This window comes from Pseudomonas fluorescens group sp., from assembly GCF_020093335.1.
Classification (GTDB): Bacteria; Pseudomonadota; Gammaproteobacteria; order Pseudomonadales; family Pseudomonadaceae; genus Aquipseudomonas; species Aquipseudomonas petroselini.
Window position 1 is genome coordinate 61,106 of record NZ_JAIOKW010000020.1, and the last position, 21,976, is coordinate 83,081.

Below are 21,976 nucleotides of genomic sequence, written 5' to 3' on the forward strand. Positions count from 1 at the left end.
CTTAGGACAAGAGGAACCCATCTTGAAAGCGCCCCGCGTTACCCTCGATCAATGGCGCACGCTGCAAGCCGTGGTCGACCATGGCGGCTTCGCCCAGGCGGCCGAAGCGCTGCACCGTTCGCAATCCTCGGTGAGCTACACCGTGGCCCGCATGCAAGACCAGCTCGGCGTGCCGCTGCTGCGCATCGATGGGCGCAAGGCGGTCCTCACCGACGCCGGTGAAGTGCTGCTGCGCCGCTCCCGGCAATTGGTAAAAAACGCCAGCCAACTGGAAGACCTCGCCCACCATATGGAGCAGGGCTGGGAAGCCGAAGTACGCTTGGTGGTGGACGCGGCGTATCCGAACGCACGCCTGGTGCGCGCGCTCACCGCGTTCATGCCGCAAAGCCGTGGTTGCCGGGTGCGCCTGCGTGAAGAGGTGTTGTCGGGCGTTGAGGAGTTGTTGATTGAGGGCGTCGCCGACCTGGCGATCTGCGGCTTCAGCATCCCCGGTTACCTGGGCACGGAAATGAGCGACGTAGAGTTTGTCGCCGTGGCCCATCCCGAACATGCCTTGCACCGCATGCACCGCGAACTGAGCTTCCAGGACCTGGAAAGCCAGATGCAGGTGGTGATCCGCGACTCCGGCCGCCAGCAACCGCGCGACGTCGGCTGGCTCGGTGCCGAACAGCGCTGGACAGTCGGCAGCCTGGCCACCGCCGCCGCCTTTGTGGGCAGCGGCCTGGGCTTCGCCTGGTTGCCTCGGCACATGATCGAACGCGAACTCGCCGAGGGGGTGCTCAAGCAGCTACCCTTGGAACAGGGCGGCAGCCGCCACCCCACGTTCTACCTGTATTCCAACAAGGACAAACCCTTGGGGCCGGCGACGCAGATCCTCGTGGAACTGCTGCGCACCTTTGACACCGCCCCGCTGGACGCGCCTTTCGCCGCGCCCCGGCAGGCCTGAAACGGAGTTCACCGATGGCCTGGTTCGACCACGAAGGCTGCAGCCTGCACTACGAGGAATACGGCCACGGCACGCCGCTGATCCTGATCCACGGCCTGGGTTCCAGCAGCCAGGATTGGGAGTTGCAGGTTCCGGTACTGGCCAGGCATTACCGCCTGATCGTGGTGGATGTGCGTGGCCACGGGCGCTCGGATAAACCGCGCGAACGCTACAGCATCCAAGGGTTCACCCACGACGTGCTCGCCCTTATCGAGCACCTGCACCTGCCGCCGGCGCATGTGGTGGGCCTGTCGATGGGCGGCATGATCGCCTTCCAATTGGCCGTGGACGAGCCTGCGCTCGTTAGAAGCCTGTGCATCGTCAATAGCGCGCCCGAGGTCAAGGTGCGCAGTGCCGACGACTATTGGCAGTGGGCCAAGCGCTGGACCCTCGCGCGGGTGCTCAGCCTGGCCACCATCGGCAATGCGCTGGGTGAACGGCTATTCCCCAAACCGCACCAGGCCGACCTGCGCCGCAAGATGGCCGAGCGCTGGGCAAAAAACGACAAACGTGCTTATCTCGCCAGCTTTGATGCGATTGTGGGCTGGGGCGTGCAGGAACGACTTTCGAGGATAACCTGTCCAACCCTGGTCATCAGCGCCGACCACGACTACACCCCCGTGGCGCAGAAAGAAAACTATGTAAAACTGCTGCCCGATGCGCGACTGGTGGTGATCGAAGATTCCCGCCATGCCACGCCCTTGGATCAACCCGAAGTCTTTAACGCAACCCTGCTCGATTTTCTAAAGACAGTCGAAACCACTACCCAGGATCACTGACCCATGCTGAAAAAAATCGCCTTCTTTGCCGGTTCTGTTTTGTTCGCTGCTAACCTGATGGCGGCCCAGCCGGCCAAGGCGCCCCACGTATTGATCACCACCACCAACGGCGACATCGAGATCGAACTGGACCCGGTCAAGGCGCCGATCAGCACCAAGAACTTCCTGGCCTATGTCGATAAAGGCTTCTACACCAACACGATTTTCCACCGCGTGATCCCAGGCTTCATGGTCCAGGGCGGCGGCTTCACCCAGGCAATGACACAAAAACCCACTGATGCACCGATCAAGAACGAAGCCAACAACGGCCTGCATAACGTACGTGGCACCCTTTCCATGGCGCGTACCAGTGACCCGGATTCGGCCACCAGCCAGTTCTTCATCAACGTGGCCGATAATGCCTTCCTCGACCCAGGCCGTGATCGCGGTTACGCGGTATTCGCCAAAGTGGTCAAGGGCATGGACGTCGTTGATGTGATCGTCAACTCGCAGACCACCACCAAGCAGGGCATGCAGAACGTGCCAATCGATCCTGTGTACATCAAGTCGGCCAAGCGCATCGACTGAGATAGCAGGTAGTTCCGCGCGCAGCCCACAAGGCCGCGCGCGCATTTGAACAGGAGAGCCCGCGCGGCGGGCGTCAACCCTAATGCTCTATCGTCGTTTTGAACAACTGATCGATATTTTCCGCGATGCCCCTGGCGCCGCTCCTCCCGATAAAGTCCTGCCCTTCTATCTCTTCTACCTGCGCCAAGTGTGGCCGTGCTTCGCCGCGTTGCTGGTGGTGGGCCTGGTCGGCGCCCTGATCGAAGTGGCGCTGTTCAGCTACCTCAGCCGCATCATCGACCTGGCCCAGGGCACGCCACCGGCGAACTTCTTCCAGATCCACAGCACTGAGCTGATCTGGATGGCCGTGGTCGCCCTGCTCCTGCGTCCGATTTTCAACGGCCTGCATGACTTGCTGGTGCACCAGACCATCAACCCTGGCATGACCAGCCTGATCCGCTGGCAGAACCACAGCTACGTGCTCAAGCAGAGCCTGAACTTCTTCCAGAACGATTTCGCCGGGCGTATTGCCCAACGCATCATGCAAACCGGTAACTCGTTGCGTGACTCGGCGGTAGCGACGGCGGAAGCCATCTGGCACGTGTCGATCTACGCGATCACCTCCCTGGTGTTGTTTGCAGAAGCCGACTGGCGGCTGATGATTCCGTTGATCACGTGGATCATTGGTTACTGCCTGGCCTTGCGTTACTTCGTGCCGCGGGTCAAGGAACGTTCGGTGATCTCCTCCGAAGCACGCTCCAAACTCATGGGGCGTATCGTCGACGGCTACACCAACATCACCACCTTGAAACTGTTCGCCCATACGCAGAATGAGCAGGAGTACGCCAAGGAAGCGATCATCGAGCAGACCGAAAAGACCCAATTGGCCGCACGCGTGCTCACCAGCATGGATGCGGTGATCACGGTCCTGAACGGTCTGCTGATCGTCACCACCACCGGCCTTGCGTTGTGGCTGTGGACCCAGTCGCTGATTACCGTCGGCGCCATCGCCCTGGCCACAGGGTTGGTGATTCGCATCGTCAACATGTCCGGTTGGATCATGTGGGTGGTCAACGGCATTTTCGAAAACATCGGCATCGTGCAGGACGGCCTGAAAACCATCGCCCAGCCGCTGGCCGTGATCGACCGCGACAACGCCCCGCGCCTGAGCGTCCCCCATGGCGAAGTGCGCTTTGAGCAGGTGGATTTCCACTACGGCAAGAAGAGCGGGATCATTGGCGGCCTCAACCTTGAGATCAAGGCCGGTGAAAAAATCGGCCTGATCGGCCCGTCCGGTGCGGGCAAGTCGACCCTGGTCAACCTGCTGCTGCGTCTCTATGACCTGCAAGGCGGGCGCATCCTGATCGACGGCCAGAACATTGCCGAGGTCGCCCAGGAAACCCTGCGCGAGCAAATCGGCATGATCACCCAGGACACCTCGCTGCTGCACCGTTCGATCCGCGACAACTTGCTGTACGGCAAGCCGGATGCAACCGAGGAAGAGCTCTGGGCGGCGGTGCACAAGGCGCGCGCCGATGAGTTCATTCCGCTGCTGTCGGACGCCGAAGGCCGTACCGGGATGGACGCGCACGTGGGCGAGCGCGGGGTAAAACTCTCCGGCGGGCAGCGTCAACGCATTGCCATCGCCCGCGTGCTGCTCAAGGACGCGCCGATCCTGATCATGGACGAAGCCACCTCGGCGCTGGACTCGGAAGTGGAAGCCGCGATCCAGGAAAGCCTGGAGACCCTGATGCAGGGTAAGACAGTGATCGCGATTGCGCACCGCTTGTCGACCATTGCACGGATGGACCGCCTGGTGGTGCTGGAGAAAGGCCAGATTGCCGAGAGCGGCAGCCACGCCGAATTGCTGGAACACGGCGGTTTGTATGCGCGGTTATGGCAGCACCAGACCGGGGGCTTTGTCGGCATCGACTGATGCCACGGTTTTCTAAATGGGGGAGCAGGCTTGCTGTGGTGAACAGGCTTGCTGTGGTGAACAGGCTTACTGTGGTGAGCAGGCTTACTGTGGTGAGCGGGCTTGCCCCGCGCTGGGCTGCGCAGCAGCCCCAACCCCTGGCACTGCGGCCTTCCTGAAAGAATGCAGTGCCTTGGTCAGGGTCGCTTCGCAACCCAGCGCGGGGCAAGCCCGCTCACCACAAATACCACCTGCCCTTTCTTCGACGTGTCATCCACGGGTCCCTCACCGACGGACTCTGCTGCCCATCTATGCAGCAGAATCACTCGCGCGCACAGCAGGATATAGCACGCCCTTTACACCTGCCGATAAGGCAGGGCTGCCCTCGCCTCTTCGGCATACGCCACAATCCCCACCCGCTCGCGCTCTAGGAAATCCTCCACGGCGTTCTTCAACCCCGGATGGCGCAGGTAGTGCCACGAGCGCGTAATCACCGGTTCAAACCCGCGAATCAATTTGTGCTCGCCCTGTGCCCCCGCGTCGAAGCGTTGCAGGCCGTGGGCGATGGCGTAGTCCATGCCCTGGTAGAAGCAGGTTTCGAAGTGCAGGCGATCGAACTCTGCCAGGCAGCCCCAGTAGCGGCCATAGAAGCTGTCGCCGCCGATCAGGCTGAAGGCCATGGCCACCGGGCGTGTGCCTTGTTTGGCCAGCACCACGCGGATCGATTCGGGCATGCGCTCGGCCAACAGGCTGAAAAACGCGCGAGTCAGGTAAGGCGATTGGCGGCGCACGGCGTAGGTGTTGGCGTAGCAGGCGTAGACGAAATCCCACTGGGCTTCGCTCAGTTCATGGCCTTGCAGCCACTCGAAGTCGATCCCCTGCCCCGCCACTTGTTCACGCTCTTTGCGCATTTGTTTGCGCTTGCGTGAACTCAAGGCGTCGAGGAAGTCCTGGAAGTCGCGGTAGCCGCGGTTCTGCCAGTGAAACTGACACCCCAAGCGCTGCAACCAGCCCGGTTGTTGGGCCAGTGCCTCATCGGCCAGGTCATCGGTGAAGTTGATGTGGGCACTGGAGAGCCCTTCGATTTCCAGGTAACCCGGCAGGCTTTTGAGCAGCTCGAAACCGTCCTCGGCACGGGCCGCCAACAGGCGTGGGCCACCCACGGGACTGAACGGCACCGCCGTCAGCAGCTTGGGGTAGTAATCGATACCGGCCCGCTCACAGGCATCGGCCCAACCGTGATCAAACACGTACTCGCCGTAGGAATGCCACTTGCGATAACTGGGTAACGCCGCCACCAGTCGATCGCCCTCCCAATGCAACAGATGCTCCGGTTGCCAGCCCGATTGCGGACCCAGGCTGGCGCTGTCTTCCAACGCGCTCAGGAACGCATGGCGCACGAACGGCTGGCCCTGTGGCACCAGCGAATCCCAGGCTTGCGGAGCGATTTCGGACAGGCTGTCCAGGCGTTGCAACGGCATCGGCATCCTCACTACTTCAGGGCGTGAAAGCTTGGCGAGTATCGCTGATCGCCGGCCTTCGCACACCCCTGATTCGCGCGACAAGGCTCTAAACCAATAGTTCCGAAGATGAATAATTTGTCATGTAGATGACATCACTTAGCCACTGCGGCGTCATAAACGATCGTGATACTGACGCCTGTTTTTAGAGCGCCTGGTTCTATCAGGTGGTTATGTGTTCCGTCCGTCATCGGTCGGTTGTGTCCTGGATGGTTTGCCATCCCTCCTCACTTTCGGAGATTGATATGCGTCTTGCTTCCACTAAAACTGCGGCGGTCCTGTGCGGCGGCCTGTTACTGGCCCTGAGCGTTCCGGCCAGCGCTGCAGTCGACGCTAAATTGCTCGACATGCTCAAGGCCAACGGCCAGATCACCGCTGCGCAGTACACTGAACTGCAAAGCGAATTGGCCAAAGACCAGAAAGAACAGCAGATCGCACGGCAAGCTCAACAAGAGACCAACGAACAGATCGCGGCCACCGCGAAAAAAACCAACGAGCTGAGCAGCTTCGACCAGAAGCTGGCCTGGGCCGCCAAGACTCAGTTCAAGGGTGATGTGCGCATGCGCCACGAGACCATCAAGGTCGAAGGCGAAAATGGCGTCACCCGCGCCGGCGTCACCGGCCGTGACAAAGATCGCGAACGGATCCGCGCGCGCCTCGGCGCCTACACCGAGATCAACCCGCAGGTGGACACCGGTATTCGTATCGCCACCGGCGGCGGCAGCGATGCGCGCTCCACCAACCAGGACCTGGACGGCTACTTCGATAAAAAATCGATCTGGCTGGACCTCGGCTACATCGACTACCACCCCGACCAGATCAAGAACCTGCACATCATTGGCGGCAAAATGCTGCAGCCGTGGGTCAACATGGGCGACGTGATTTGGGATAGCGACATCAACCCCGAAGGCCTGGCAGTCACCTACAAGTACCCACTGGGTGGCAGCGCCGAGCTGTTCGGCAGCCTGGGTAACTACAACCTCAAGGACAACGTGGACGGCGACGGCGTGCAGTACCGCCACGACCTGCGCCTGACCACCGGCCAGTTGGGCACCCGTTTCTCGGTGACCGACAACCTGAAAGTGACCCTGGGCGGCAGCATCTACGCCTACCAGAACGACGAAGACAGCCGTGCCTCCGGGACCAGCACCCCGAACGTACTGGCGACCAACGGCAACACGCCAAACGGCGAGTTCCGCCTGTATGAAGGTTTCAGCCAAGTCGATATCGGCGGCCTGGCAGTGCCTCTGGCGTTCTACGGCCAGTACGTAAAAAACAACGACGCTATCGACGATGCCGACACTGCCTGGTTGTTGGGTGCCAAGTCCAAGGTGTTCGGCTTCAACCTGGACTACAACTATCGCGACGTAGAGAAAAACGCCGTGGTGGGTGCCTTTACCGACTCGGACTTCGGCGGCGGCTTCACCGGCTCCCGTGGCCACAAGTTCAAAGTCGGCTATGACATCGACAAGAACTTCGCCATCGGCGCCACCTACTTCCTGACCAAGACCGACACCTACAGCCGCACACTCGTGGACCGTAGCGCGAAAGCCAACACCTTCCAGCTGGACGCAGAAGCCAAGTTCTAACTGCACGCGTCATAAGCCTTGGGCCAGGACGGCCCGAGGTGGCTCTACAGCCTGGCGTGGGTGGATCGGTCCCCATCATCCGTCCGATTCAACCACGCGAGCCTGCTTATTCCCCGCCTTTGTGATCCTTGAGCCGCTCGGCAGCCAGCCGCTGCGCCAGGGCATCCACACCCTCTACCGGCTCATCCGGCATGATCTTCAGCGTCGCCTGCAGCAGGCGCATCTGGCGGATAAACCGACGGCAGTTCGGGCAGAACATCAAGTGATGACGCACCAGCAGACGCTCGCGAAAGGTCAATTGCCCATCGAGGTAGTCACTGGAACGTGCCACTTGCTCTTTACAGGTCAACATTCGCCCGTTTCCTCAAAATGCTCCACCGAGGCGAAGACTTTAAGCCGCGCCCGATGCAACAGCACCCGGACATTGGAGAGCGACAGCGTCAGAAGATTACAGATCTCTTCCAGCTCCAGGCCCTGGCGCTCACGCAGCACCAGCACGCTGCTCTGCAACTCCGACAGGCTCAGCAACGTATGCTCCAGGCATTTGCGCAGTTCATCTTCGGTCAGCAGCGCTTCCGGGGTGTCTTGATGCCAGGCGTAGGGGGCGACGGCCCAGTGGCCATCGTCCGGGGAAAAGCGCTCGTCACCGATGGTGCCATGGGGCGAAGGCAAATCGTCGAGCAACACCTCACGACGGTTCTGCTTGTAGCGGCCCTTGGCGGCGTTGGCGGTGATGGTCAGCAGCCAGGTCTTGAGGCTGGAGCGCCCTTCGAACTTGGCCAGGTTACGTACCACCGACAGCCAGGCGTCCTGCACGACTTCGTCGGCGTGGCGCTGGCCGACGATGGCATAGGCCACCGCCCGCATGGCGCTCTGGTAGGTGGTGACCAATTCCTTGTAGGCCCGCTGCTCACCCTTGAGCAGGCGTTCAAGCAGGTGCGCGTCGTCCGCTGCTGCCATGTCTACCTCGATTCCACCGTGGAAACCCGATTCCTGTGGGAGCTGGCTTGCCTGCGATGCAGACACCTTGGTGTATCAGTCACACCGCAGTGATGCTATCGCAGGCAAGCCTGCTCCCACATTTGACCGAGTTCGACCGACCAATCAGCGCTTGCGCAGGATCACGCTGCCGATCGAATAGCCCGCACCAAACGAACTGAGCACTGCCACGGAGCCCTTGGGCAAATCATCCTGGTAGGTGTGAAACGCAATCACCGAACCCGCCGAGCTGGTATTGGCGTAGGTATCGAGGATCACCGGCGCTTCTTCCACCGAGGCTTCGCGGCCCAGCAGTTTTTTCACGATCAGGTGGTTCATGCTCAGGTTGGCCTGGTGCAGCCAGAAGCGCTTCACATCGGCCACGTTCAACTGGTTCTCTTCCAAGTGCACGCCGATCAACTCCGCCACCATCGGGCATACGTCACGGAACACCTTGCGGCCTTCCTGCACGAACAGCTTGTCCGGCGCGCCGACGCCCTCTTCCTCGGCGCGGTTGAGAAAGCCGAAGTTGTTGCGGATGTTATTGGAGAACTTGGTCAGCAACTTGGTGCTCACCACGTCGAACTGATGCTCGGAGGTCGCCAGGTCGGCGCGCTCCAGCACCACGGCAGTGGCCGCATCACCAAAGATGAAGTGGCTGTCACGGTCGCGGAAGTTCAGATGCCCGGTGCAGACTTCCGGGTTGACCATCAGGATCGCCCGCGCCTGGCCCAATTGGATGCTATTGGCGGCGTTCTGGATGCCGAAGGTGGCCGAAGAACAGGCCACGTTCATGTCAAAGCCAAACCCTTCGATGCCCAAGGCTTCCTGGACTTCAATGGCGATGGCCGGGTAAGCGCGTTGCAGGTTGGAGCAGGCGACGATCACACCGTCGATGTCGGCGGCAGTCTTGCCGGCGCGTTGCAGGGCTTGCTCGGCGGCGCCGACGGCCATCTGGCAGAGCACCGACCACTCGTCGTTGCTGCGCTCGGGCAGGCGCGGGGCCATGCGCTGCGGGTCGAGAATGCCGTCTTTGTCCATCACGAAGCGACTCTTGATGCCCGAGGCTTTCTCGATGAAGGCCGCGCTGGATTCGGTCAGCGGCTGCACGTCACCGCGCTCGATGGCGGCGGCGTTATCGCTGTTGAACTGATGCACGTAAGCATTGAAAGACTGCACCAGCTCTTCGTTGGAGATGCTGTTGGCCGGGGTGTACAGGCCAGTGCCGCTGATGACGACGTTATGCACGGTCGTTCCTCTAAATCTGTCAGGCAGAAGATATTGGTACCGTCGTACCAAACTGTAAGTAGTCCAATGCCGCCCAGCGGACATCAAACTGGCGTCGCTTTATTCCATCGCGCCGCAGCCCTTCACGACGATCCCGGCATTTATAACCGCGAAGTTTGCCACAAACCTCGAAATTTGGCGCTATCTGTGGGAGGGGGCTTGCCCCCGATAGCGGTGGGCCAGTCAACACATCCTTTACTGACAGACCGCAATCGGGGGCAAGCCCCCTCCCACACTGGACCTGTATTGCCCTGGAAACCGTGTAAATATCAGGCTTCGACCAGACTCCAGTGTTTGCTCAGACGCTTGTCGGAAATCGGCACCTTGGTGCCCAACTGCTGGCCAAACAACGAGACCCGATATTCTTCCAACCACCAGCGGTAAAGCTCCAGCTGGGGATCGCGCTTGCCTTCCTGGGTGTGCTTTTTCAGGCGGTTTTCGTACTGCGTCCACAGCCCGCCCAGCTCGCTGCTCCATACCCGGTCTTTTTGCACCTGGCTCGGCAGTTTCTCCAGGCGTAACTCGATGGCCTTGAGGTAACGCGGCAACTCCTTGAACCACTGCGCCGGGGTTTCCCGCACAAAACCGGGATACACCAGGTTGCTCAGTTGCTGCTTGATATCGTTCAGGGCCACGGCCTGGGCCAGGTCGATCTTGCCTTTGAAGCGTTTTTGCAGGCTGTGCCAGAGTTTCAGCACCTCCAGGGTCAGGCGCGCCAAACGCTCGGCGTGTTCGGTCCAGCTGCCGCGCTTACGCTCGGCCAAGGCCGCCAAACCGGCGCCATCACGCGGCAGGCTGGCTTCGCCTTCGAGTACGCAGGTGTCGAGGCTGGCCAATAGGATGTCTTCCACCAGCGCATCGATGCGCCCCAGTTCGCGGTACATCAGCCCCAATTCGGTCAGACCCGGCAATTTGCCACGCAGGAACTTCGCCGGTTCCGCCAGTTGCTGCATCAGCAAGCGTTGTAAGGCGCGGCGATGCTGGAATTCAGCCTCGGCGGCGGTGGAGAAGCGCCCTTCCTTGACCGTGCCGTTGTCTTCCACCAGTGCTGGGTACACCGTCATCGACAGCCCGGCGATCTTCTGCTGAGTCTTTTCCGCCACCGCCGCAAACACTTTGGCCTCGACCGGCTGCTGGCTTTTCGCGGTTTGCGGCACGGCCAACGCGGCCTGGCTGGCCTCGGCGAAGCGCGCCGTCAGTTCAGCCAGGTCGCGGCCTTCGCCGAGGAACTTGCCCTCGCCGTCGACCACTTCCAGGTTCATCTTCAGGTGGTTTTCGACCTGCTGCGCGGCTTCGGCCCAGGCTTCATCACTGACCCGCGCGCCCGTCATGCGCAGCAATTCACGGCCCAGCGCCTGGGGCAACGAGCCCTGGCCGAACTCGATCCGTTGCAGGGCGGCCTTGACGAAGTCCGGCACCGGCACGAAATTCTTGCGCAGCGCCTTGGGCAGGTTGCGCACCAGGGCGATGCATTTGGCTTCGATCACCCCCGGCACCAGCCACTCCAGGCGCTCCGGCGGCAGGGCCGGCAGCAACGGAGCCGGCACGCGCAGGGTCACGCCGTCACGCGGGTGGTTGGGTTCGAAGTGGTAACTCAAGGCCAGTTCCAGGTCGCCCAGGTGCAGGGTGTCCGGGTAATGCGCGGCGGTGACTTCACTGGCTTCGCGGGCCAGCACATCTTCCTCGCGCATGATCAGCAGTTGCGGGTCTTTCTGGCTGTTGACCTTGTACCAACTGTCGAAGGTCGCGGTCTGGTGAATCTCCGCCGGCAAGCGCGCATCGTAGAAGGCGAACAGGGTTTCTTCATCCGCCAGGATGTCGCGACGACGCGCCTTGGCTTCGAGTTCGTCGAGCTGTTCCAGCAACTGCTGGTTGGCCGTGAGGCATTTGGCTCGCGACTGGATCTCGCCACGCACCAGGCCTTCACGGATAAACAGCTCGCGGGACACCACCGGGTCAATCGGCCCGTAATGCACCGGCCGGCGCCCGACCACAATCAGGCCGAACAGGGTGATCTGCTCAAAGGCCACGACTTGGCCGCGCTTCTTCTCCCAGTGCGGTTCGAAGTGGTTTTTCTTGATCAGGTGCCCGGCCAGCGGCTCGATCCAGTCCGCGTCGATCTTGGCGACCATGCGCGCATACAGCTTGGTGGTTTCCACCAGTTCGGCAGTCATCAACCATTGCGGGCGCTTTTTGCCGATGCCCGAGGACGGGTGAATCCAGAAACGCCGCTGACGTGCGCCGAGGTAATCGCCGTCTTCGGTCTTCTGGCCGATCTGGCTGAGCAGGCCGGACAGCACCGCCTTGTGCAGTTTCGGGAAGTCGGCCGGCTCTTTGTTGACGGTCAGCTGCATGTCGCGGCAAATCAGGCTCAACTGGCGATGGGAGTCGCGCCACTCGCGCAGGCGCAGGTAGTTGAGGAAATTCTTGCGACACCAGTTACGCAACGGGCTGGCGGTCAGTTCCTGGCGTTGCTCTTCAAAGCCGCGCCACAGATTGACCAGCCCGGCGAAGTCCGAATCCGGGTCTTTCCACTGTGCGTGGGCCTGGTCGGCGGCCTGTTGACGCTCCGGCGGCCGCTCGCGCGGGTCCTGGATCGACATGGCGCTGGCGACGATCAGCACTTCCTGCAAACTGCCGAGCTTGGCGGCTTCGAGCAACATGCGGCCCATGCGCGGGTCGACCGGCAGGCGCGCCAGCTGACGGCCCAACGGGGTGAGCTGGCTGTTACGGTCCACTGCCGAAAGCTCTTGCAGCAGGTTGAAACCGTCACTGATGGCCTTGCCGTCCGGCGGTTCGATAAACGGGAAATCGGTGATTTCGCCGAGGCGCAGGTGCAGCATCTGCAGGATCACGGCGGCGAGGTTGGTGCGCAGGATCTCAGGGTCGGTAAATTCCGGACGGCCGATAAAGTCTTCTTCGCTGTACAAGCGAATGCAGATGCCGGGCTCGACCCGACCGCAACGGCCTTTACGCTGGTTGGCGCTGGCCTGGGAAATCGCTTCGATCGGCAGGCGCTGCACCTTGGCGCGGTAACTGTAGCGGCTGATGCGTGCGGTACCGCTGTCGATCACATAACGAATGCCCGGCACGGTCAGCGAGGTTTCCGCGACGTTGGTCGCCAGCACCACGCGCCGGCCCGGATGAGACTGGAAGATGCGCTGCTGTTCGGCCGGCGACAGGCGCGCGTACAACGGCAGGATTTCGGTGTGCTTGAGCTGGGCCTTGCGCAACATGTCGGCAGCGTCGCGAATCTCGCGCTCCCCCGGCAGGAACACCAGCACATCGCCGGGGCTGCGCCGCTCGCTGCGCTCATAAGCGGCGATTTCGTCGAGGGTCGCGAGGATCGCCTGATCGACCGTCAAGTCGTCTTCGACACGGTTGCCCTCCTCGTCCTGTTCCAGGGTCAGCGGGCGATACCAGGTGTCCACCGGGAAGGTGCGGCCCGACACCTCGACAATCGGCGCATCGTCGAAGTGCTTGGAAAAACGCTCCAGGTCGATGGTCGCCGAGGTGATGATGACCTTCAGGTCCGGGCGGCGCGGCAGCAGGGTCTTCAGGTAACCCAGCAGGAAGTCGATGTTCAGGCTGCGTTCGTGGGCTTCGTCGACGATGATTGTGTCGTAGCGTTCGAGGTAACGGTCGTTCTGGGTTTCCGCCAGCAGGATGCCGTCGGTCATCAGCTTGATCAGGGTATTGGAATCACTTTGGTCTTCAAACCGGACTTGATAGCCGACCAGCGCGCCAAGCGGCGTGGCGAGTTCTTCAGCGACGCGGCTGGCGACACTGCGCGCGGCGATCCGGCGCGGCTGGGTGTGGCCGATCAAACCGAACTGGCCACGACCGATCTCCAGGCAGATCTTCGGCAGCTGGGTGGTTTTACCCGAACCGGTTTCACCGGCAATGATCAGCACCTGATGCTTGAGCAGCGCGTCCTTGATTTCATCGCGCTTGGCCGCAATCGGCAGGCTGTCGTCATAGCGGATCACCGGCAGGCTGGCGCGCCGCGCCGTGACCTGCGCGCAGGACGCCTGCATGCGCGCCACCCACTGCGCCAGCTTTTCCTCGTCGGGTTTCTTGCGCAGCTCAAGCAACTGCCGGCGCAAGCGGTGGCGGTCGGCGAGCATGGCGTGGTCGAGGGTTTTGAGCAGTTGGTCGATAGTGGGTGCTTGGTCAGTCATCAGGTACGCAAAGGTCTTCTAGTGAGGCAGGTGAGCCTGCGGTGACGTGATCGTGGGTGGCAATTGTCGCAGATTTCAGTCGCTGTGAACGAGGCAAGCCATTTCAAAGCCGCAAAACCACCGCTTCATACAAGGGTGGCAGGCTGTTTGAGCCTGACGGGAACATCCCAACCCACACCCTTACATGACTTTTCGCACGCAACCATCAGGGTTTTCTATATGGCTTGCCCATGACCCGGCGCGCTCTACTGCGGCACGCAAAAAACGCCTCCCTTCATGCCCAACGCTGCCCGCACCGGAAAAACGTCATGCCAAGCCCAACAGATAATTTGCCCCCCCTCTCAACGACATGGACCTCGCATGCGGCCCCCATGTACACGGAGCAGGATCCTGCCTTGGAGCCGCGCGCACGTGCTGCCCAGACCTACGTCGATACGTTGGGCATGTACGCCGAAGATACGCATCCGGATTCGGTCAGGCAGCTCGAATCTCGACGGCCGTCGTCTCTTGCGCCGACTTACTGGCAAGCCATGGGCAGGGACAGCCCCCTGCCTGAACAGGTTGGAAACACCCCCTCCATCGACGAGGATCCAGTGAGTTTTTCACCCAGCCTATCAGGCAGGGCGCTGGCGCAGGCGGTGAAGCATGTGGACCGCCTCAACCATGTGCTCGAACAGGCCGAGCAATTAGGCACGCTGTTGCTGGAGCGTGATCAGCAGGGCGGAACGTCCATCGACTTACAAACCGTGGTGACGCTTTGTCGCAAGTTGGATCAGCTCAGGTCTGCCTGGGCCGCTGGCGCATTTGCGGGGTCATCACGGATAGGCACGCAATTGGCCAATCATTGCGCTCCCGTCCCGCGAACACTGCAGGAGGACGCTTTGAAAGCATTGATAAACAACCTGTGGGATGTTGCAAAAACGGAGTACCGGGATAAGTACCTGACCGACCCACTGAACGCAGACCACATTCTGGTAGACGTCTACAGGTTGGTTGAAGGCCTGAAAAATTCTCGAATCTGAAGCCATCACCCGGAGAAGCCCCTGTGATCAGACCCACACCGTTTTCACCCCCCGAGTCCGGCGCCACCCTGGGCCGGCTGGTACAACAAACCCACTTTATCCAGGGCGCCGTGGTTAAAAGCCTGGTCGATCAAGGGCACAGTCACCTGCTCGGGAACACCCGCAACCTCGAACACGCATTGCTTCGCCCCATCAGTCGAATGCCGGAAAGTGCGCCACAGGAAAAAGGGCATCAACTTCAAGCCTGGATGCACGTTTCAAGGCTCGACGCGGCGCTTGAGGCCTTCGACCAGGAAAGCCGCAAACGCTTTGCCCTGCAACCGGATGCAAACACACCCCTGCAAGCACTTGCGCAACGCAATGAGCAACTGGCAACCCGCATGGAAGCACGCAACGCCCTGCTGGATCGACGCGCCGCATGGGCGGCCGCCACCCCTCCAGCGTCCAGTGAGTTGGACCCGATCACCCTCCACGTCCTGCTACCTGCACCGCTGAACAGCAGGTTGACCGCGCAAGACCTGAAACAGGCCGTCAAACACGTCAACGCCCTGGATAAGGAGACGGGCCTGCTGGATGCTCACATCAAGCAACAACCGCACCCGTTGTCTCAAGTCGAAGAAGAGATCTTTATCAAGCAACGTAACGCCCTGACCGAATACCGCAACGCCTGGGCAACGGGGCGCCTGAAAGGCAGCAGTCAATTCACCACCACCGTTGGCCTCACCCCGGAGCGTAAACGCTTGGAGCAGAATCTTGAGCGCAACCATCAATCGGCACCGGTGGAACTGACACTCCACCGACTGGAGCGCACGCTCGAAACCGCCCACCGCAACGGCGTGGGAGAAAAACTGTCGCCACAAGCGGTGAACGCGGCGCGCAATGCCCTGGCGAATTTACGCGATGCCTGGCGTAACGGCAGGCTTGATGGCAGTTCGGAGGCAGGCATGGACCCCATGCTGATTTTAACCTCGCCGAATAATCAGCGAATCAAACTGGAGCTGGCGGTTATCGAACATGCCTTTGTGCAACTGAACACCGTTCCCCGCACGGAGCAAGCCGGCAGCGCCAAGGATCGCCAGGCGTTCAAAGCGTTGATTCAGTCGGCCAACAACACCCATGTCAAACATGCCGCCATCCGTCAGCTTAAAGACGACAACAAACAGCGGGCGCTGATTGCTGAACTGAATACCGATCTGCACACCCTCTACACCGACCTCAGAAGCCACCTGGCCATTCACCACATAACCACGTCCCTTCCCTAACGTTGCCGGGATGAACCCAGGTAGGCAAAAGACTTATGGGGCTACTCCACAGAGATTCTGACTACAAAAAATGACCAGTTCATCCGACGGTTGAAAAGCAAAAGTCCGATTTTCCGTAAGCGCTGGCCGGCGCCCAATAAGTCATCCAGAGAGGTCTGGACAACCAGGATATTCCAACCTGATACGGAGGCTTTATGCCCATCGACGCCCCTGTTTCCTCCCCCAACCTGCCGAGCTATTCAGCTGCCATGCAGGCTCAACCGCGCTCGCACGAGTCGCAGCCCCCTCCCAGATACGAGTTCCCTCCGGCCTATACACAGCAGCCATCGTCTTCGCCCGACAACCGGGAGTCGTCGGAACCTGCAACCAACCTGACGGCGACCAGGATCGCGAACTTCCACGCGATAAGCCGCGCCATTCGGGGAACGAACTTCATGGACAGCCCTTAATACAGCGGTTAAGCCCCATTCAACACGTTACTGTGACTTAAGGATTTCGTATGCCATTACCCATCGACCGCTATGCCAACAGCAGCGCCAACAATTACTCAGACCGATACGCCACCAAGCATCAGGACGTTGCGCCTCAACCCCATTCGACACAAAGCTCTTGGATGCAAGGTTCAAGCAACACTGGCGCATCGGCGCCGCTGCTGGATAAACAGCCCTACTCCGCCATGAGCCCCTCCAGGCAAAAAGAACTCGATCAACTGAAAAAGACCAAGGACGCACTGGAAAAACTCCCCGTCGACTTCCCGACACCCGCGCTTCCAAAAACGTCCTACCAACCCCCTATCAATCTGTTGGAACAACGGATCAAAAAGCTTGAGGTCAGCCCCGGAAGCAAAAACCCGATCAACCAATTCAACGATTACCGGGAGAACAAAAAAACCGATAAGGCATTCAATAAAGAAATGGGGTCCCTCTACAAGCAAGCCCGGGACGTACAGACCCGTGGCTCCAACCCTACTGACAGAAACCGCGCCTCCAACGTAACAGACACATTGACTACGCTGGGCAAGGGCCAACCCTGGCTCAAAGACATCCGCAAAGAAAATCGCAAAGAAGGCGCCTAGCGTTCATCGTCATTGGCGACCATCGACCGTCAACCCTGGCTGACTGCAGCACACCCGCCGTCAGCCAGTGGGCAATGCCCTCCGCGATCACGTCGACAGCCCCCCTTCATCCTGCGGGTCCTTGCGCCGATACGGAAACACATCAATGACCTTCCCCGCCCGAATCGCGGCCTGCAGGCCCTTCCAGTAATCGGCGTTGTACAACTCGCCATGCAGCTCATCGAACAGCTTGCGTTGGCCGGCGTCGGCGAACAGGAACGGCGGGAACTCCTCGGGGAACACATCCAGCGGGCCGATGGAATACCAGGGCTCGGAGGCCATTTCATCCTCGGGGGTGCGCGGTGCGGGGATGTGACGGAAGTTGGCTTCGGTGAGAAAGCAGATTTCATCGTAGTCGTAGAACACCACGCGGCCGTGACGGGTGACGCCGAAGTTCTTCAGCAGCATGTCACCGGGGAAAATATTCGCCGCCGCCAGTTGCTTGATCGCCAAGCCGTAGTCTTCCAGGGCTTCGCGCACTTGGGCGGGGTTGGCGTTGTCGAGGTAGAGGTTGAGCGGGGTCATGCGCCGCTCGGTCCAGCAGTGACGGATAAGCACGGTATCGCCTTCCACTTCGACGGTGCCGGCGGCCACTTCCAACAGCTCGGCTAGGCACTGCGGTTCAAACTTGCTCAGGGGAAAACGGAAGTCGGCGAACTCCTGGGTATCGGCCATGCGCCCAACGCGGTCGACGCTTTTGACCAGGCGGTATTTCTCGATCACCGTGGCGCGGTTGACGTTTTTCGACGGCGAAAAGCGGTCCTTGATGATCTTGAACACCGTGTTGAAGCCCGGCAGGGTGAATACGCTCATGACCATGCCGCGCACACCGGGGGCCATGATGAACTGATCGTCGGTGGTCGCCAGGTGGTTGATCAGCGCGCGGTAGAACTCCGACTTGCCGTGCTTGTAGAAACCAATCGAGGTGTACAGCTCGGCAATATGCTTGCCCGGCAAAATGCGCTTGAGAAAGCCAATGAACTCCGCCGGTACCGGCACGTCGACCATGAAGTAGGAACGGGTGAACGAGAAGATGATCGACACTTCGGCTTCGTCGGTGATCAGCGCATCGATCTGGATGCCCTGGCCTTCGCGGTGCAGCAGCGGGATGACCAGCGGCCATTGTTCGTCGCGGGTGTAGATGCGTCCTACAAGGTAGGCGCCTTTATTGCGGTAGAGCACCGAAGAAAACAGCTCGACCTTGAGGTCCGGGTCCTTGCACACCCAGTCCGGCAGGTTTTCCCGCAGCTGGACTTCGAGGCGGCGCAGGTCGGCTACCAGGTCCGCATAGGGTTCGCTGAAGCGGTAGTCGGCAAACACCTGCGCGAGCATCTGCGGGATGTTCCCGGCGGGCGTGTAGGTGCGCGTCTGCGCGGCCCGTGCCCGGCGCAGGCTGGGCCGCGTGGTGTGGATAAACATGCAACCGTCGCTGATCAGGTCGTGGCTGAACAGGCCGCAGAAGATCGAGTTGTACCAGGTTTCGGACAGCTCATCGTCGAAGCGCAGGTCGATCAGGCCGATGTAGGCGCTTTTCACCACGGGCCACGCATCAATGTCGAGCAATGTGGCGTCATCGAAGTGCTCATGCAGACGCGCGGTCACTTCATTGACCTTCTCTTCATAGAGGTTGATCCGCGCCGCTGATGCGGCCTGGGCTAGTTGCCACTGGGCCTTTTCAAAACGCTCGCGGGCGCCATCGGTGATCTGGCGGAAGTGTTCACGGTAATCGTCGAAGCCATCGAGGATCATCTGGGCGATAGCGCGGGCGGAAGGCGACATGCGGGAAACCTCGACGAGCATCTGGAGCCCCTGAGCTTAGCCAGTGTACGGAAACAGGAGAAGGGTCATTTTTTTCGCCAGCTTGTACAAGTTCGTTAATTTCGTACATTTATTTGCAATTTTTAAATTCGACCATCCGGTCAATAAATACACCTGTGAGTTATCGCGAGTTTTACCTGCACGCCTGCAACCCTGGGGCTTGGAAGGTTGAGGCAGGCAAAGGGCCCGCCGCGCTGGTCTTGATGAACCTCTTAGAGCGTTGGATCCAACTAAGGGAAACCCTGATTACTACCTTGATGGCACTTTGATATACAGCGCGCCCTCTCCCACCCTAACAAGGTCAGAAGACCGATCCGGGAACAGGTTCTAATCGCCTAAGGAGCATTGAGATGTCATTGAGGAACATGAAGATCGGTCTGCGTGCCAGTCTGAGTTTTGCGGTTTTGGCCAGCTTGCTGGTAATTGTCGGGATGTTCGGCCTGGGCCAGATGGCCAAGCTGCGGCAAAGTGCGCTGGTCATCGAACAGTCATGGATGCCGAGCATCGAGAACATCCACGACAGCGCGGCCTATGTGGCCAGCATCCGCCTGGAGGCGCTGCGCTTGGCGACCACCGACGAATCACGGGTGCGCGATACCAGCAAAGCCCTCCTCACCCGCCATCGCGGCGAACTGCAAGGGCTGCTGGACCGCCAGGAAACAATGCTGAGCAGTGATGGCGAGCGCGAGCTGCTGAATAAGTTGAAAGCCAATGTGGCCACCTACCTCAGCATCGTGACCCAGATGGTCGCCCTGGTGGACAAGGATCAACAGCAAGACGCCATCGACCTGCTCACCAGCCGCCTCGCCCCCCAGGGCACAGTGCTCAACCAGAGCCTGGAAGACCTGATCGTGTTCAACCAGAACGGCGTCGAGGCCGCGGCAGATGCAGCGGCGCAGATGTACGCCAGTGCGCAGTGGATTGTCGGCCTGATCATCGTCGTCGCACTGATCGCCACCTTGCTGCTGGCGTGGCTGCTGACCCGTAGCATCACCGCCCCGCTCGGCCAGGCACTGAACGTGGCACGCACCATTGCCGGCGGCGACCTGAGCCAGCCGATCGCCGTCAGCGGCAAGGACGAACCCGCCCAGTTGCTCACCGCCCTGGCCACCATGCAGTCGCAGCTGCAAGGCACCATCCGCGGCATCAGCGAGTCGGCGCAACAACTGGCGTCGGCTGCCGAAGAGATGAGTTCGGTGATGGAACAAAGCACCCGTGGCCTGCAGGCGCAGAACGATGAGATCGAACAGGCGGCCACGGCCGTCACCGAAATGAGCGCGGCGGTGGACGAAGTCGCCGGCAATGCGGTGTCCAGCGCCGAGGCGTCCCAGGCTTCCGACGAGGACAGCAAGCACGGTCACTACCAGATCAGCGAAACCATCAGCTCGATCCAGAACCTGGTGGACGAAGTGCTCGGTGCGTCGAACAAGGCCGAAGGCCTGGCGGTGCAGGCCCAGGACATCAGCAAGGTGCTGGAAGTGATCCGCGGCATCGCCGGGCAAACCAACCTGCTGGCGCTCAACGCGGCGATTGAAGCCGCCCGCGCGGGTGAGGCCGGGCGTGGTTTTGCGGTGGTGGCGGATGAGGTGCGCTCCCTGGCGCAACGCACCCAGGACTCCACCGAAGAAATCGAGCAGATGATCGTCGGTATCCAGCGCGGCACCCAAGACACCGTCGAAGCCCTCAACAGCAGCGCCGATCACGCCGGCCAAACTCTGCAACGCGCCAACAGCGCCGGCAGCGCGCTGGAAAAAATCACCGCCGCCATCTCGCAGATCAGCCAGCGCAACCTGGTGATCGCCAGCGCCGCCGAGCAGCAGGCGCTGGTGGCGCGCGACGTCGACCGCAGCCTGGTCAACATCCGCGACCTGTCTACCCAGACCGCCGCCGGCGCCACCCAGACTTCGGCAGCCAGTCAGGAGTTGTCGCGCTTGGCGGTGGATTTGAATGGGTTGGTGACGCGGTTTGTCCTGTAATCAATGAAAGCGGCGTGCAACACTCGCCGCCTTATTGATAGGGGAGTTTTCCGTGAGACCTGTGGACACCTTGTACTTGCTGGGGCTCGCCGCCATTTGGGGGGCGAGCTTCCTGTTCATGCGCATCATCGCGCCGGAGATCGGCACGCTACCGACGGCGTTTTTCCGCGTGTCGATTGCCGCCGCCGGGTTGCTGGTGATCCTGGCGGCCATGCGGGTGAAATGGGACTTCCAGGGCAAGTTCAAGACGGTGTTGCTCTTGGGGGTGATCAACTCCGGAATCCCGGCGACGATGTATTCGGTGGCCGCCCAAGTGCTGCCGGCGGGTTACTCGGCGATTTTCAACGCCACCACGCCGTTGATGGGCGTATTGATCGGCGGGCTGTTTTTCAGCGAGCGCCTGACCCCGTCGAAAGTCGCCGGCGTCTGCCTGGGCCTGTTGGGCGTGGGCGTGCTGACCCGCGCGGGGCCCGTGGCGTTTGACCTGGAATTGCTGATGGGCGCGCTCGCGTGTTTGCTGGCGACCACCTGTTACGGCTTTGCCGGGTTCCTCGCACGGCGCTGGTTGGATCAGCGCGGAGGGCTGGACAGCCGCCTCTCTGCCCTGGGCAGCATGCTCGGCGCCACCTTGTTCCTGTTACCGTTCTTCGCTTACAGCGCCGTCAGCCAGCCGCCCGCCAGTTGGGGTGGGTGGCAGGTGTGGTTGTCGCTGCTGGGGTTGGGCCTGGTGTGCACGGCGTTTGCCTACATCCTGTACTTCCGCCTGCTGACCGCCATCGGGCCGGTGAAGTCGATGACCGTGACCTTCATGATCCCGCCGTTCGGCGTGCTGTGGGGCGCGTTGCTGCTGGATGAGCCGTTGTCGATGGCGCACCTGTATGGCGGGGTATTGATCGCGGGAGCGTTGTGGTTGGTGTTACGTCCGAAGAAACTGTCAGCGCGTTTGGGGTGAGCGGGCTTGCCGGAGTTTTCATGTGGCCCCCTGGGACGGCTCGCTATAATGC

Annotated in this window: 16 protein-coding genes; 10 read left to right on the forward strand and 6 right to left on the reverse strand. The window is 60.9% G+C overall.

The features are described from left to right. The first annotated feature begins 22 nt into the window (after nt 1-22). The 4 genes from K7431_RS19905 (at nt 23) to K7431_RS19920 (ending at nt 4,246) form a co-directional block, all read left to right on the forward strand. Nucleotides 23-946, forward strand: coding sequence for a LysR family transcriptional regulator (locus tag K7431_RS19905; protein WP_015885277.1), 924 nt, complete (start codon nt 23-25; stop codon nt 944-946). Between the two features lie 14 nt (nt 947-960). Then, nucleotides 961-1,764, forward strand: coding sequence for an alpha/beta fold hydrolase (locus K7431_RS19910; RefSeq protein WP_015885278.1), 804 nt, complete (start codon nt 961-963; stop codon nt 1,762-1,764). Between the two features lie 3 nt (nt 1,765-1,767). Continuing rightward, on the forward strand, nt 1,768-2,331 hold the full coding sequence (locus K7431_RS19915; protein ID WP_015885279.1) for a peptidylprolyl isomerase A: 564 nt from the start codon (nt 1,768-1,770) through the stop codon (nt 2,329-2,331). A gap of 82 nt (nt 2,332-2,413) precedes the next feature. Next, nucleotides 2,414-4,246: an ABC transporter ATP-binding protein gene (locus K7431_RS19920; RefSeq protein ID WP_015885280.1), complete on the forward strand. Its 1,833-nt coding sequence runs from the start codon at nt 2,414-2,416 to the stop codon at nt 4,244-4,246. Between the two features lie 335 nt (nt 4,247-4,581). On the opposite strand, the gene K7431_RS19925 is transcribed toward K7431_RS19920, so the two are convergent. Then, the gene (locus K7431_RS19925; RefSeq protein ID WP_015885281.1) at nt 4,582-5,706 is read right to left on the reverse strand and encodes a GNAT family N-acetyltransferase; all 1,125 of its coding nucleotides are present in this window, start codon (nt 5,704-5,706) and stop codon (nt 4,582-4,584) included. 284 nt (nt 5,707-5,990) lie between these two features. Here K7431_RS19925 and K7431_RS19930 point away from each other — a divergent pair, with 284 nt between their 5' ends. After that, nucleotides 5,991-7,334 carry a putative porin gene (locus K7431_RS19930; protein WP_015885282.1) on the forward strand — a complete coding sequence of 448 codons (1,344 nt, stop codon included), beginning with the start codon at nt 5,991-5,993 and terminating at the stop codon, nt 7,332-7,334. 106 nt (nt 7,335-7,440) lie between these two features. Here K7431_RS19930 and K7431_RS19935 read toward each other — a convergent pair whose 3' ends face one another. The 4 genes from K7431_RS19935 to hrpA form a co-directional block, all read right to left on the reverse strand. Next, nucleotides 7,441-7,686, reverse strand: coding sequence for an anti-sigma factor family protein (locus K7431_RS19935; protein WP_015885283.1), 246 nt, complete (start codon nt 7,684-7,686; stop codon nt 7,441-7,443). Next, the gene (locus K7431_RS19940; RefSeq protein ID WP_015885284.1) at nt 7,680-8,294 is read right to left on the reverse strand and encodes an RNA polymerase sigma factor; all 615 of its coding nucleotides are present in this window, start codon (nt 8,292-8,294) and stop codon (nt 7,680-7,682) included. Before K7431_RS19940 ends, K7431_RS19935 begins: the two co-directional genes overlap by 7 nt. A gap of 144 nt (nt 8,295-8,438) precedes the next feature. Next, nucleotides 8,439-9,560 carry a beta-ketoacyl-ACP synthase III gene (locus tag K7431_RS19945; protein WP_015885285.1) on the reverse strand — a complete coding sequence of 374 codons (1,122 nt, stop codon included), beginning with the start codon at nt 9,558-9,560 and terminating at the stop codon, nt 8,439-8,441. Between the two features lie 308 nt (nt 9,561-9,868). Then, the gene (hrpA, locus tag K7431_RS19950; RefSeq protein WP_015885286.1) at nt 9,869-13,780 is read right to left on the reverse strand and encodes an ATP-dependent RNA helicase HrpA; all 3,912 of its coding nucleotides are present in this window, start codon (nt 13,778-13,780) and stop codon (nt 9,869-9,871) included. Nucleotides 13,781-14,151: 371 nt separating this feature from the next. Here hrpA and K7431_RS19955 point away from each other — a divergent pair, with 371 nt between their 5' ends. The 3 genes from K7431_RS19955 (at nt 14,152) to K7431_RS19965 (ending at nt 17,139) form a co-directional block, all read left to right on the forward strand. Next, nucleotides 14,152-14,802 carry a hypothetical protein gene (locus K7431_RS19955; RefSeq protein ID WP_043205733.1) on the forward strand — a complete coding sequence of 217 codons (651 nt, stop codon included), beginning with the start codon at nt 14,152-14,154 and terminating at the stop codon, nt 14,800-14,802. Between the two features lie 23 nt (nt 14,803-14,825). Next, entirely contained in the window at nt 14,826-16,064 is a 1,239-nt protein-coding gene (locus tag K7431_RS19960; RefSeq protein ID WP_015885288.1) for a hypothetical protein, read from the forward strand. Between the two features lie 499 nt (nt 16,065-16,563). Continuing rightward, entirely contained in the window at nt 16,564-17,139 is a 576-nt protein-coding gene (locus tag K7431_RS19965; RefSeq protein ID WP_015885290.1) for a hypothetical protein, read from the forward strand. 87 nt (nt 17,140-17,226) lie between these two features. Here K7431_RS19965 and aceK read toward each other — a convergent pair whose 3' ends face one another. Continuing rightward, nucleotides 17,227-18,957, reverse strand: coding sequence for a bifunctional isocitrate dehydrogenase kinase/phosphatase (gene aceK / locus K7431_RS19970; protein ID WP_015885291.1), 1,731 nt, complete (start codon nt 18,955-18,957; stop codon nt 17,227-17,229). A 404-nt stretch (nt 18,958-19,361) separates the two neighbouring features. Between aceK and K7431_RS19975 the strand changes: the two genes are divergently transcribed. Beyond that, nucleotides 19,362-20,972, forward strand: coding sequence for a methyl-accepting chemotaxis protein (locus K7431_RS19975; RefSeq protein WP_370636142.1), 1,611 nt, complete (start codon nt 19,362-19,364; stop codon nt 20,970-20,972). A 52-nt stretch (nt 20,973-21,024) separates the two neighbouring features. Next, on the forward strand, nt 21,025-21,924 hold the full coding sequence (locus tag K7431_RS19980; RefSeq protein ID WP_015885293.1) for a DMT family transporter: 900 nt from the start codon (nt 21,025-21,027) through the stop codon (nt 21,922-21,924). Nucleotides 21,925-21,976 lie beyond the last annotated feature (52 nt).